The following is a 13794-nucleotide window of genomic DNA, read 5'->3' as shown; positions in this document are numbered from 1 at the left end:
TGATGTTGGATTCTAAAAAGCCACGCTTTGGTCGCATCCTGTTAAAGCTTTCTGGTGAAGCGCTGGCAGGCAATAAAGACATGGGGATCGATGCACAAGTGCTCGATCAGATGTCACTTTCTATTGCGCACCTCGTGGGTTTAGGCGTACAAGTAGGTATTGTTGTGGGTGGTGGTAACCTGTATCGCGGTAGCCAGCTACAAAAAGATGGTCTGGTTGGTCGTGTAACTGGCGACCAGATGGGTATGCTGGCAACAGTCATGAACGGTTTGGCACTTCGCGATGCCTTGGTACGCCGTAATATCAAAACTCGTTTAATGTCTGCTTTGCCAATTGGTGCTGTGGTTGAGGCTTACTCAAGCCGTGATGCGATCCGTCACCTGACTCAGGGTGAGGTATGTGTATTCGTGGCAGGTACAGGTAATCCGTTCTTTACCACAGATACTGCAGCTTGTTTACGTGGTATCGAAATCGAATCAGATTTGATCTTGAAAGCGACCAAAGTTGATGGCGTATATAATAAAGATCCAAGCAAATATGATGATGCGGTTAAATATGACACATTGACTTTTGACCAGGTTCTGGACGAAAAGCTGGGTGTAATGGACTTAACTGCAATCTGTTTATGTCGTGATCACAATGTGCCGCTACAAGTATTCGATATGAATAAATCTGGCGCATTGCTTTCCGTTGTTATGGGTGAAAAAGAAGGGACTCACGTTACCAATTAATGACGTGAGCACCAAAGCACTTTATACTACACGCTAATTTAGTAATAACCTCTTTTAAAGAATTAAGTAAGGAAGATCATATGATTAACGATCTTAAAAAAGACAGCGAAGACCGTATGAACAAAACTCTAGAATCTCTAGAGCATGGTTTTGCAAAAGTTCGTACCGGTCGTGCGCATCCATCAATTTTAAATAACGTGATGGTTTCTTACTATGGTTCAGACGTTCCATTGAACCAGGTGGCAAACGTAGGTGTTGAAGATTCACGTACTTTGTTAATCCAGCCTTTCGAACGTTCAATGGTTTCTGCAATTGATAAAGCGATTCGTGAATCTGATTTGGGTCTAAACCCGATTACTGCAGATGCGATCCGTGTTCCAATGGCCGCGTTGACTGAAGAAACGCGTCGTGACATGCAAAAAGTTGCGCGTAATGAAGCAGAAAATGCCAAAGTAGCGATCCGTAACATTCGCCGTGATGTATTGGGCGATATCAAGGCTTTGTTGAAGGAAAAAGAAATTTCTGAAGATGAAGAGCGTCGTGCTGCTGACGAAATCCAGAAGATTACTGACAAATTTGTTGCTGAAGTTGACAAGCGCTTGGCTGCGAAAGAAGCTGAATTGATGAAGGTCTAATTCATCGATGACCGTTGCTGAAGAAAATCCCCGTCTTCCGAAACATGTTGCCATCATCATGGATGGCAACAATCGTTTTGCAAAAAAAAATCAGATGCAGAAAGGTGATGGACACCGTGAAGGAAAAACGGTTCTGGATCCGATTGTTGAACACTGTAAAAAAAGAAATATCCAAGCTTTAACTGTATTTGCCTTTTCCAGTGAAAACTGGAATCGTCCACAGTTTGAAGTCGAATTGCTCATGAAATTGCTGGTTGACACCATTCATGAACAATTGCCCCGCATGGAAAAATTCAATATTGCCTTACGCTTTATCGGTGATCGCAGCCGTTTGTCCCCAGAATTACAGGGACTTATGTTGCATGCCGAACAAAGGACTGCTAATTTCAATAGTATGACACTCACTATTGCAATCAGTTATGGTGGTATGTGGGATATGGCACAAGCTGCACAGCGAATTGCCAGCGATGTTTTAACAAATAAATTAGATCTTGATGCAATTAATACTGATGTATTTGGTCAATATGTCAGCCTCGGTGATTTACCTGCAGTTGATCTGCTGATTCGTACGGGTGGAGACTTTCGTCTGTCGAATTTCCTGTTATGGCAGGCAGCCTATGCAGAGCTTTATTTCACTGAGACGCTATGGCCAGAATTTACCGTTGAAGAACTTGATGATGCACTTGCCGTATTTGGTGGGCGTGAACGTCGTTTTGGTAAAACATCAGAACAGATTCGTCAGGAAAAACTTGAGAATTAATACATGTTTGAGCGGATTATAACCGCATTGGTGTTGGTGGCAATTGTACTGAGCTGTATGTTTGCTACCGAATCACATTATCCAATGTTTGTATTGATGGTTCTTGCTGCTGGGGTGGCCGGCTATGAGTGGTTTAAACTCATGCCGCGAAAATTTAAACATGTCATCAAACCTGTTTCTTGGGGATATGGGGTGCTCACTGCGGCACTCTCTGCTTTGGCATTGTATTTTGCCGAAGTTGCCTTATTGTTATGGGTAGCTTCTATTATTACCTGGTTGTTGAGTATTTACTGGGTTAAAACCTACCCTGAATATGATGGCTGGTACAATACTAGCCTGCACGGGATCGGTGTGGTTCTGATCTCTGCTGCGGTTACTGCAATTTTCTCTGTCTGGCAAAGTTCACCGTGGTGGCTGATGTACCTGTTTTTACTGGTATGGGGCGCAGATAGTGGTGCGTATTTTGTTGGTCGTAAATTTGGTAAGAAAAAGTTGGCGCCGAATGTCAGTCCTAACAAATCGGTAGAAGGGCTGTACGGCGGTATCGTTACTTCAATGCTGATTGTAACGGCAGTTGCCTTGCTTTATCTGGATATGACCTGGCTAGAACTAATTTTATTCCTGATTTTATCGGTGGTTACAGTATTTAGTTCGGTACTGGGTGACCTATTTGAATCCATGATCAAACGTCGTGCCGGTATTAAGGATTCAGGTCGCATTTTGCCAGGACATGGCGGGGTGCTGGATCGTATCGATTCTTTGCTTGCTGCAGCTCCGATCTTTGCAGCAGGTATGGCTGTTCTAAAACTTATTGGTGTAGATTTATAAATGTCACAAGCAGTTTGTATACTGGGTGCTACAGGTTCCATCGGTCAAAGTACTTTAAAAATCTTGCAGCGACATCCTGAAGCATACTCGGTTTTTGCTGTGACCGCGCAAAGTCGTATCGATGAGCTGGTCGAAATTTGCCGGCAATATCGTCCTAAAGTGGCGGTGGTGCCGGCTGAAAAAGTAGATGAACTTTCAAAACTACTTCAGCAACACCATTTGGCTGATATTGAAATTCTGCAAGATGAAGCCGGTTTAATTGCTGTGGCTGAACACGTTGATGTTGATATCGTCATGGCGGCAATCGTTGGTGCTGCAGGATTGTTACCGACATTGGCTGCAGTGAAAGCGGGTAAGCGAGTGCTTCTGGCCAATAAAGAAGCTTTGGTGATGTCAGGTGACATCATGATGCAGGCAGCGCGCGATCATGGGGCATTACTGCTTCCAGTTGACTCCGAACACAATGCGATTTTCCAGTGTCTGCCACAGCATTATTTTGAAGCAGAGCGTCATGGCAAGCCAAAGCTGGGTGTATCCCAGATTCTGTTGACCGCATCGGGTGGGCCGTTTCTGAACAACAGCATGCAGCAACTTGAAGAGGTCACACCTGCCCAAGCCTGCAAGCATCCCAACTGGTCCATGGGACAAAAAATTTCAGTCGATTCTGCTACCTTGATGAATAAAGGTTTAGAATTGATCGAGGCCTGTCATTTGTTTGCAGTTCAAGAACAATTTGTTACAGTTGTTGTGCATCCACAGAGTATTATTCACTCCATGGTTCAATACGTTGATGGTTCGACTTTGGCACAAATGGGTAATCCGGATATGGGCACGCCTATTGCACATGCTTTGGCATGGCCTGAGCGTATTAGTACGCATGTGGCGCCACTGGATCTGTTTATGCATTCACAACTTAATTTTCAAGAACCGGATATGCTCCGTTTCCCTGCATTAAAATTGGCCCGTCAGGCCATGCAGAGTGGTGGAATTGCACCTACGATTTTAAATGCGGCCAATGAAATTGCAGTTGCTGCATTTTTAAATCAACAGATCAGATTTACCCAAATTCCTCAGGTAGTTGAGCACGTCCTGAATCAGATGGACAATCAACCTGCACATGATCTGGAAGCTATCTTGCAAGCAGATCAAATGGCACGAGGTTTATCACAGCAATACGTTGTGAATAAAGGAAGTTAAGATATGAATGCCTTGTTTATGATTGCCGCTGCAATTCTCTTACTCGGTCCCTTAATTGCGATTCACGAGTTCGGTCACTATATTGTGGCGCGTAAACTGGGCGTTAAAGTATTGGTCTATTCCATTGGTTTTGGACCAACATTATTAAAATGGACCTCGAAAAAATCCGGAATTCAGTATCAATTGTCTGCCTTGCCTTTGGGTGGCTATGTCAAGATGCTGGATGAACGTGAAGGTAATGTTGCTGAAGAAGACTTACCCAAAGCCTTCAATCGTCAGCATCCGTGGAAACGGATCGCCATCGTGGCAGCAGGTCCATTAATTAACCTGATTTTTGCAGTTCTCCTGTTCTGGGTGTTATTTTTACCAGCTCAAGAACAACTTAATACTCGTGTGGGCAAAGTTTTACCAAATACGCCTGCTGCAACTGTACAAATGCAGCCGGGCGACAAAATTGTAGCTGTGGATGGTACTCAGGTGGAAACCTGGGAAAAGCTCAGTTATGCCTTGGTGGACCGTGTTGGTGAAACTGGCGTAGTTTCTATTCAGGCAGATCGCGCTGGTGAAAATAAACTGTTCCAGTTGCCGATTCAAAACTATTTAAAAGATCAAAGTCAATCGCCACTAGAAAGCCTAGGTTTCTTGCCTTATCGGCCAGAAATTCCGGCAGTGATCAGCAAACTGAGTGAAGATGGTGCAGCCATCCGTCAAGGTTTGAAAGAAGGCGACAAGATTCTGGCGATTGATAGCGTTCAGATGAAAGACTGGTTTGATGTGGTGCAGGTGGTACAGGCATCTCCAGAAAAATTGCTCAAGATAGATGTATTGCGCGAAAACCAGGTGGTGCAACTTGAAGTGATGCCACAAGGTAAGCGTGACAATATGGGGAATGTAACCGGAATGCTGGGCGTACAAAGTGATCCGGGTAAACTGAACATTCCTGCACAATATAAACAGACCATTCACTACACGCCAGGTGAAGCGTTGGTAATGGCATTTGATAAAACAGCACATTTATCTTCGATGATTCTGAACTCGATTGTCAAAATGGTACGTGGCCTAATTGGCCTGGATAATTTATCAGGTCCAATAACCATTGCCAAAGTGGCAGGACAAAGCGCAGAAATGGGTTGGGAAACTTTTATTTCCTTTATGGCGCTAATGAGTGTAAGTTTAGGAATATTAAATCTACTGCCTATTCCAATGCTTGATGGCGGACATCTGGTTTACTATTTTGTTGAATTAATTCGTGGTAAACCTGTTTCCGAACAAATACAATTGGTTGGACTAAAAATTGGTATGGTACTGCTCGGCAGTATGATGCTTCTGGCATTATTTAATGATTTTATGCGTTTATAACAACGTAAATGGAATAAATTAACAGCGGAAAAGACTGGCATGCAGCACACACATTTATTTATGCCTCTGGCACTCGTTAGTGCAATGGCAGTAGCACAACAAGTATATGCAGCAGATGAATTCATTGTACAAGATATAAAATTTGATGGATTAGTACGTTTAACTCCTGACAATGTGTATGGCCTAGTGCCGATTAACAGTGGTGATCGGGTCAATGATCCAATCATTGCCAATGCAATTCGTAGCATGTATGCATCAGGCCTGTTTGATGACATTAAAGCCGTTCAGCAGGGCAATACCTTGGTTTTCCAGGTGGTTGAACGCCCGGTTATTTCGAAAATCGAATTGAAAGGCAATAAGCTGATTCCTAAGGAAGCGCTTGAAGAAGGCCTGAAAAAAATGGGTCTGGCTGAAGGTGAAGTGCTGAAAAAATCAGCGCTGCAAACCATTGAAACTGAACTTGAACAGCAATACATGCAGCAAGGTCGTTATGATGCCGATATTACGGTCACCACGACGCCTCGACCAAATAACCGTGTTGAATTGCTGATTGATTTTATTGAAGGTAAAGCGGCCAAAGTTTTCGATATTAATATTATCGGGAATACCGTATTTAAAGAATCTGATATCAAGCAGGCCTTTGCAGTAAAAGAAAGCGGTTGGAGTTCGGTTATTTCGCGTAATGACCGTTATGCACGTGAAAAGATGGCGGCAAGCCTGGAAGCTTTGCGAGCCATGTATCTGAATCGCGGTTATATCAACTTTAATATTACTAATTCCAGCCTGAACTTGAGTGAAGATAAAAAGAATGTTTTCATCGAAGTGTCTGTGGATGAAGGTGAGCAATTTAAATTTGGTCAAACCAAATATTTAGGTGATGCGCTTTATAAGACTGAAGAATTACAGGCTTTACAAATCTTCAAAGAAGGCGAAATTTATTCGCAGGAAAAAGTTAACGCGGTTAAGCAGTTATTACAGCGTAAGTATGGTAACGCAGGTTATTACTATGCAGAAGTCAACATTGTTCCTCAAATTAACAACGAAACTAAACTGGTTGATCTAAATTATTATATTAATCCGGGTCAGCAAGTCACGGTACGACGTATTAATTTCACTGGTAATACTAAAACTGCAGATGAAGTACTACGTCGTGAAATGCGCCAAATGGAAGGTGCACTTGCAAGCAATGAAAAGATTGACCTGTCTAAGGTTCGTCTGGAGCGTACCGGTTTCTTTAAAACTGTCGATATCAAACCTGCACGTATTCCGGGTGCACCAGATCAGGTGGACTTGAATGTTGCCGTTGAAGAGCAGCATTCAGGCACCAGTACTCTTGCAGTTGGTTTCTCACAAAGCGGCGGTGTAACTTTCCAGGCTGGTTTAAGCCAGACTAACTTCCTGGGCACTGGCAATAGTGTCTCAATCGATTTGTCGCGTTCTGAAACGCAAGATTATTATAACCTGAGCGTGATGGACCCGTACTTCACCATTGATGGTGTGCGTCGTGGCTATAACATGTATTACCGTAAAACCAAGCTTGATGATGACTATAACGTCAACAACTATGTAACGGATAGTTTTGGTGGTGGGATTAACTTTGGTTATCCAATTGATGAGAACCAGAGTGTCAGCTTGGGTCTGAATGTTGATCAGACGGATGTAACCACAGGGCCGTATGTGTCGACTTATGTTGCGGATTATCTAGAACGCAATGGTGGTAAAGAGACACGAAGCGGTGAATATTGCCCGGCTCAAATTGAGACACAGACAGGTAATTGTGTTGATGAAAATGGTAATCCAGTTAATACAACCACCTATGGTCAAGAATTTAAAGGTGAGTTTTTTACCTATAACCTGAACTTAGGCTGGTCATATAATACTTTAAACCGCCCAATGTTCCCGACAAATGGTATGTCACATCGAATCAATGGTGAAATTGCATTGCCAGGTAGTGATGTCGAGTATCAAAAAGTCACTTATGATGCTCAGGCATTCTTCCCATTAGGCAAAGATTTTGTCCTGCGCGGTTATGGTAAGTTGGGTTATGGTAATGACCTGCCATTCTACAAGAATTTCTATGCCGGTGGTTTTGGCTCAGTTCGTGGTTATGAAAACAGTACATTGGGGCCTAAATATCCGGGTGTATATTTCTCTGATATTAGTCAAACTGATCCGTCTCCTGAAGAGGTGGGTGGTAATGCACTGGTTCAATTTGGTACCGAACTAGTACTTCCGGTACCATTCAAAGGGGATTGGGCACGTCAGGTTCGTCCAGTTATCTTTGCTGAAGGTGCGCAAGTGTTTGATACTCAGTGTAATGTATCAAATGAAAATATTTTCGTTAATGGCACTTCAGTAAATGGAAAGCAGTACTGTAAAGATAACTTCGGTTTCGATGCAGATAATATGCGCTATAGCGTGGGTGCGGGTTTCACCTGGATCACTATGATTGGCCCATTATCACTCAGCTATGCTTATCCGTTGAATAAAAAAGATGGTGATGATACTAAAAACATCCAGTTCGAAATTGGACGTACTTTCTAAAATTGTTTTGACCTAGAAACTAAATTTTGCTCATAAAGCCTGCAGGTTTTGTGAGCAAATTTTTTTGAATGAGTAATAATATGAAAAAAATGATTATGGCAATGAGCCTGGCTTTGGCAAGTGTTGCTCCTTTGACTCAAGCAGCTAGTATGGGGGTAATTGACTTGGAACGTGTGGTTGAAGGTAGTACTTATCTGAAACAACAAAACACGGTATTTCAGCAAAAAATTCAGCCACAAACCACCAAGATTGAGCAACTTAGCAAAGAGCTGGAAGCTTTGCAGCAGCGTGCTCAATCCAATACAAAGCTCAGTGAGACTGAAAAACAGAAAATGTCTGCGCAATATCAGGCTAAGTTGCAAGAATTGAATCAGTTACAACAATCTGTACAGACTAATGTTCAAAGCTCGATTCAGCAGATCCGGACTGTATTTGATGCACGTGTAAAGCAAATTGCTGAACAATTGCGTAGAGAAAACAACTTGGATGTGGTTTTAAATAAAAATTCAGCACTTGCTTATGATGCTAAATATGATTTAACTGATAAAATGATTCAAAAGGTTAATGCAATTAAATAATCCATGAATCATCAACAGCTTCAGTTAGCTGATCTCGCTCGCCTGGTTCAAGGCGAGTGTATAGGTCAGGCAGATTTGCGTTTGAGCACTTTGGCCAGTCTTGAGCATGCAACAGCGCAAGATTTGGCATTTGTGAATGCCGAAAAATATATAGAGCAAGCCAAGCAAAGTCAGGCAGGTGCTTTAATTGTCACGGCTGAACTAAAACCACAGATAACTTCACATCAAAACTTTATTGTTGTGGCAAATCCCTATCTGGCTTTTGCGATTCTGACGCATGTCTTTGAGAAAAAACATCGCCAGCGCGGCATTGAAAGTACTGCTCAAATTCACCCGTCGGCAGTGATTGCGGACGATGCTTATATTGGTCACTATGTGGTGATTGGTGAGCATTGTGTCGTGGGTGCGAATACGATTGTTCAGGCGCATGTGCAGATCGATGATGATGTGGAAATCGGTCAGGACTGTTTTATTGACTCACATGTGACTCTCACCGGCGCAGCAAAAATTGGTAATCGGGTGCGTATTCATGCCAATACCGTGATTGGCAGCGAAGGGTTTGGTTTTGCACCTTATCAAGGTAAATGGCACCGTATCGCGCAATTAGGTTCTGTACGCATTGAGGATGATGTGCGTATTGGGTCAAATTGTAGCGTAGACCGTGGTGCGCTGGATGATACGATTTTGCAACAGGGTGTTATCATTGATAATCTTGTGCAAATCGCGCATAACGTTAAAATTGGTGCACATACAGCCATTGCTGCAAAAACTGCGGTAGCAGGAAGTACCTCGATTGGCAAAAACTGTATCGTTGGTGGTGCCTCTGCGATTTCTGGACACTTGAATATTGCCGATAATGTGACGTTGACCGGAATGTCAATGGTGACAAATAATATTTCTGAAGCTGGAAAATATTCATCCGGGATTGGTCTGTTTGAAAACCAGAAATGGAAACGTACTGTGGTTCGCCTCAGACAATTAGCAGATGTGCCATTGACCCAGGTGATCAAACGACTAGATCATATGCAATCTCAGATTGAGTCCATTGAATCAACATTTAAGTTGCGTAAATAATTATGATGACAGAGTCGAATTTGCCTACATTCACGAAGCCTGAATTGCCAATGAATATTCAAAAGATTCGTGAATATTTGCCCCATCGTTATCCATTTTTATTGGTTGATCGCGTCGTCGAAATTACCGATAATGGCATTGTTGGTTATAAAAACGTCTCAATTAATGAAGAGTTTTTACAAGGCCATTTTCCGAATTATCCAATTATGCCGGGTGTACTGATTGTTGAAGCGCTGGCACAAATCTCTGGAATTCTGGGTTTTGTGATGAATAACGAAGTTCCAAGTGAGGGTTCTTTGTTTCTGTTTGCCGGTGCGGAAAAAGTTAGATTTAAAAAACAGGTGGTTGCAGGTGACCAATTGGTTTTAAAATCTGAATTAGTGATGCAAAAGCGGGGCATTTACAAATATAATTGTATTGCCACTGTAGATGGCGTCGTCGCAACAACCGCGGAAATTATGGTTTCGCATCAAAAAGTCGAGCAGGCATGAGCAATAATCCCCTTATTCATCCAACTGCCATTATTGACCCATCAGCAGTCATTGCTGCTGATGTAGAAATTGGCCCATATTGTATTATCGGGCCAAATGTCACTATTGGTGCGGGTAGCAAACTTTATTCACACGTGGTGGTGGGTGGCTATACGCGTATAGGTGAATATAATGAAATTTTCCAGTTCGCCAGTGTAGGCGAGGTGTGTCAGGATCTTAAGTATGCCGGTGAAGAAACCTGGCTTGAGATTGGCGATCACAACAAGATTCGTGAGCATTGCAGTCTGCATCGTGGTACGGTTCAGGACCAGAGCCTGACCAAGATCGGTAGTCATAACCTGCTCATGGTCAATACTCATATTGCACATGACTGTATGGTTGGGGATTATAATATCTTTGCCAATAACGTCGGTGTGGCTGGACATGTGCATGTCGGAGACTACGTCGTAATTGGCGGAAACTCGGGCATTCATCAGTTCTGTAAGATTGATTCTTATAGCATGATTGGTGGTGCATCACTGATTCTGAAAGATGTACCGGCTTATGTGATGGTTTCAGGTAATCCTGCGCATGCATTTGCCATGAACATTGAAGGTATGCGTCGTAAAGGCTGGTCGAAGACCGTGATTAGCGGTTTACGTGATGCCTTTAAACTGATTTATAAATCAGGTTTAACGACTCAGGAAGCAATTGAGCAGATCCGTACAGGAATTTTGCCGGAAGTAGCTGAAGTACAGCGTCTAATTGATTCTCTTGAACAATCGAAGCGCGGCATTGTGCGCTAAAAGTTTAAGAAAATAAAAAAGACACCTGAAGGTGTCTTTTTTATTTTGGGGCTTTTATTCTACTTAAGAAATTTTATTTCCTCAGCTTTCGGATAATTCTTCAAGAGCTTTGTTTTATATTGAGAAGCAAGCGTAGCATTCTTTTCAACATCTTTGCTGATGTTATAAAGCTGATACAGGGCAGTGGATGCTTTCGCAGAATTTGCGTAGCGGTCAACGACAATCAGATAATTACGTTTCGCTTCATCAAATTTTGGTGGATCAATCGCCAGATTAAATTCCGCTAACCAGAAATAGGCATTGCTGATATAAACGCTATTCGGATTGTTTTTAATAAAGTTTTGCATGGGTGCAATGGCTTTGGCTGCACCGCCATTTTTATAAGCATCTAAGGCCACTGTATAAGCTGCCTTTTCTAGCTCAGCAGGTTGTTTTCCGCTGCTTGCTGTATTGACCTTATTTGCATCTAGGCTGGGTGCAGTATCCTGTGGGTTTTCCTCCGTTGGACTGTCTTCAGCAGGTTCAATTTTTTGCTGTAATAGTTCGAGACGCTGGTCGAGATCGGCATAACGATTGGTCAGTTCATTCTTGAGCCGTTCAATCTCATTTTCCTGTTCTTCCATTTTACCGCGCAAAATCCGCAGGTCATTCTCGAGTTGCTGGTTCTTTTGCATGATTTGCCAGCTGGTATTGGTTTGAACTGCTGGAGTTGCACCAGCCGCAATTGCCGCTGGGGTATTTACTGCGGTCTGACTAGAAGCTTGGCTCAAGCCACGCGATTCAATCGGAATATTGGCGAATAGTGGCATGGTAAAGAGTGCTGTCACTGCACACAATACGGTCTTTTTAAACATCATAAAATTTCCATAATTCTTTGTGAGATGCGGATCCGCTGCTCATCTTTTCAAAGTAGATCATTCATATACATTACACACATTAAAAACGGCATTTTTAGAAAATGCAACAAGGTTTTACAAAGATCATGTGAATCTGAGTATTGATGGATTGATGGATTGATTATGAATATCACTTAAAAATCAGCAGAAATATCAATATTGTTTTTAAAATAATCAAACGGATAGCTTGAGGGATTATTTTGCGGAACAAGGCTTGCAACTTGATTAAAAATCTCTATACTCTGTTTTTGTAATGGTAGCCCTGCTGGTTACTTCGCAATTGTACTCTATGAACCCCGCCAGGACCGGAAGGTAGCAACGGTAATAGAACTATGATGTGCCGGAGCTTTGCTGGTAGGGTTGCCACCATATTCTTCTTATTATAATAACAATACGAATTCACAGTTTTCTATTCTCAAATCTCATTCCTTTCCAATATCGTCAAACAGCATTATCTTATTGTTTTAATGATTAAATCATCATTATCTTATGTCGTGCTTTATTTTATTTTGCAGCTAATATTGGATAAATATTCAATACGCTTATACGTGCATTAAGACTTTCAAAGAATATAAGACTTAGTCTTCTGCTTTACGGTTAATCGCCTTAATAATCGCATCCATTTCAAAACCACGATATATCAGGAAACGGGTCTGTTTGGCTTTGAGCTTCGGGTCTTTGCTGACTTCAGTCCCATATTTTTTAACTTTAAGTTCATAGGCCTGCTGCACCCAATCGGTTTCTTTGAGTTCTTCTGATATCAGAGCAGTATCAATCTTTTTGCTCTTGAGTTTCATTTTAATTTGATTGGGACCTTTGCCTTTACGCTTTTGACTCGACAACATGGTTTCCGCCACGCGCTGATCACTTTGATAGTTCTCACGGGACAGTTCTTCCACTAAGGTAATGACTTCATCACGATGCTCTGCATAGAGTGCTAATTTCTCGATCAGTTCGGCTTTGGAATATTCCTTGCGCGTCAGTACCGCAAAGGAATAAGAGCGTAAGCGTGAGCCTGTCAGTCCCGGTTTCTTTTCATCCTGGGTTGGGATAGAGGAAAACAAACGCTCTTCAGGATCAAATCCAAGAGTGTCTTGCAGCGCTGTTTTTGCAGGTTGAGCTTGATCTTCAGCATCACCAAATTGCTGTTTTAAAGTTTCATAATCGAGCAGTTTGCTGAATTTCGCGTCTGACATGATTCTCTCGGATTTTACGTTCCCTATATAATAACAAAACGCCCCATAGGGCGCTGTGTCTTGACGTTTAAAGATGGTGCATCTAATCAATTAGGCATCTAAAAAGTCAGGCTCTTCCTTGCTATCTTCTTCAACAACCACTGCTTTAGTCAGAAGCTGGTCGCGAATCAGTTTTTCAATCGTCTGAGCCATTTCTTTATGCTCTTCCAGATAACGGATGGTGTTGTTTTTACCTTGGCCAATTTTGTCGCCTTGATAAGAATACCACGCACCAGCTTTCTGCACGATTTCTTGCTGTACAGCAAGGTCGATCAATTCACCTAGATGATTGACACCTTTGCCATAAAGAATCTGGAATAAAGCTTCTTTAAACGGAGGAGCCATTTTGTTTTTCACGACTTTGACTTTGGTTTCAGAACCAACAATCTCGTCGCCTTCTTTCACTTGTCCAATACGTCGAATATCCAGACGTACAGATGCATAGAATTTCAGTGCGTTACCACCTGTTGTGGTTTCAGGGCTACCGAACATGACACCAATCTTCATACGAATCTGGTTAATGAAGATCACCATACAGTTTGAGCGTTTGGCATTACCGGTAATTTTACGCAGTGCCTGGCTCATCAAACGGGCTTGCAGACCCATATGCGAGTCGCCCATTTCACCTTCAATTTCGGCACGTGGTGTCAATGCAGCAACAGAGTCGACAACGATCATGTC

The 13794-nt window shown here is 42.4% G+C and carries 13 protein-coding genes, 1 other RNA gene and 1 pseudogene; 12 read left to right on the top strand and 3 right to left on the bottom strand.

Going from position 1 to position 13794, the window contains the following annotated elements; all coding sequences use genetic code 11:
* Window positions 1–2 precede the first annotated feature (2 nt).
* The 11 genes from pyrH to lpxA all read left to right on the top strand — a co-directional run bounded on the left by pyrH (window position 3) and on the right by lpxA (window position 10982).
* Window positions 3–731, top strand: a complete 729-nt coding sequence (gene pyrH, locus WAK81_RS11575) for a UMP kinase (protein WP_422196931.1) — start codon at window positions 3–5, stop codon at window positions 729–731.
* Between the two features lie 80 nt (window positions 732–811).
* A complete protein-coding gene (gene frr, locus WAK81_RS11570; protein WP_004279885.1) occupies window positions 812–1366 on the top strand; it encodes a ribosome recycling factor in 555 nt (184 codons plus the stop codon).
* Between the two features lie 7 nt (window positions 1367–1373).
* Entirely contained in the window at window positions 1374–2126 is a 753-nt protein-coding gene (gene uppS, locus WAK81_RS11565) for a polyprenyl diphosphate synthase (protein WP_244783137.1), read from the top strand.
* Between the two features lie 3 nt (window positions 2127–2129).
* Window positions 2130–2954, top strand: a complete 825-nt coding sequence (locus WAK81_RS11560; RefSeq protein ID WP_422196930.1) for a phosphatidate cytidylyltransferase — start codon at window positions 2130–2132, stop codon at window positions 2952–2954.
* On the top strand, window positions 2955–4151 hold the full coding sequence (gene ispC / locus WAK81_RS11555; RefSeq protein WP_422196929.1) for a 1-deoxy-D-xylulose-5-phosphate reductoisomerase: 1197 nt from the start codon (window positions 2955–2957) through the stop codon (window positions 4149–4151).
* A 3-nt stretch (window positions 4152–4154) separates the two neighbouring features.
* Window positions 4155–5510, top strand: a complete 1356-nt coding sequence (gene rseP / locus WAK81_RS11550) for an RIP metalloprotease RseP (RefSeq protein ID WP_422196928.1) — start codon at window positions 4155–4157, stop codon at window positions 5508–5510.
* A 39-nt stretch (window positions 5511–5549) separates the two neighbouring features.
* On the top strand, window positions 5550–8054 hold the full coding sequence (bamA, locus tag WAK81_RS11545; RefSeq protein ID WP_422196927.1) for an outer membrane protein assembly factor BamA: 2505 nt from the start codon (window positions 5550–5552) through the stop codon (window positions 8052–8054).
* Window positions 8055–8134: 80 nt separating this feature from the next.
* A complete protein-coding gene (locus WAK81_RS11540; RefSeq protein ID WP_422196926.1) occupies window positions 8135–8632 on the top strand; it encodes an OmpH family outer membrane protein in 498 nt (165 codons plus the stop codon).
* 3 nt (window positions 8633–8635) lie between these two features.
* Window positions 8636–9706: a UDP-3-O-(3-hydroxymyristoyl)glucosamine N-acyltransferase gene (lpxD, locus tag WAK81_RS11535; protein ID WP_422196925.1), complete on the top strand. Its 1071-nt coding sequence runs from the start codon at window positions 8636–8638 to the stop codon at window positions 9704–9706.
* Window positions 9707–9711: 5 nt separating this feature from the next.
* The gene (fabZ, locus tag WAK81_RS11530) at window positions 9712–10197 is read left to right on the top strand and encodes a 3-hydroxyacyl-ACP dehydratase FabZ (RefSeq protein ID WP_026055766.1); all 486 of its coding nucleotides are present in this window, start codon (window positions 9712–9714) and stop codon (window positions 10195–10197) included.
* On the top strand, window positions 10194–10982 hold the full coding sequence (gene lpxA / locus WAK81_RS11525) for an acyl-ACP--UDP-N-acetylglucosamine O-acyltransferase (protein ID WP_219309549.1): 789 nt from the start codon (window positions 10194–10196) through the stop codon (window positions 10980–10982). The genes fabZ and lpxA overlap by 4 nt, the downstream gene beginning before the upstream one ends.
* Window positions 10983–11041: 59 nt before the next feature.
* Here the strand turns inward: lpxA and WAK81_RS11520 are convergent, their stop codons facing one another.
* Entirely contained in the window at window positions 11042–11839 is a 798-nt protein-coding gene (locus tag WAK81_RS11520; RefSeq protein ID WP_422196924.1) for a YbgF trimerization domain-containing protein, read from the bottom strand.
* 302 nt (window positions 11840–12141) lie between these two features.
* Between WAK81_RS11520 and ffs the strand changes: the two genes are divergently transcribed.
* An RNA gene (gene ffs, locus WAK81_RS11515) (signal recognition particle sRNA small type) lies at window positions 12142–12238 on the top strand.
* A gap of 218 nt (window positions 12239–12456) precedes the next feature.
* On the opposite strand, the gene WAK81_RS11510 is transcribed toward ffs, so the two are convergent.
* Complete coding sequence (locus WAK81_RS11510) at window positions 12457–13074, bottom strand: regulatory protein RecX (protein WP_422196923.1); 618 nt, start codon at window positions 13072–13074, stop codon at window positions 12457–12459.
* Window positions 13075–13164: 90 nt separating this feature from the next.
* Window positions 13165–13794, bottom strand: a pseudogene (locus tag WAK81_RS11505) (DNA recombination/repair protein RecA); the annotation flags it as partial.

The sequence above is a fragment of the Acinetobacter sp. genome (assembly GCF_049284435.1).
In the GTDB taxonomy this organism is placed as follows: Bacteria; Pseudomonadota; Gammaproteobacteria; order Pseudomonadales; family Moraxellaceae; genus Acinetobacter.
This window is presented reverse-complemented; position numbering and strand designations above follow the sequence as displayed.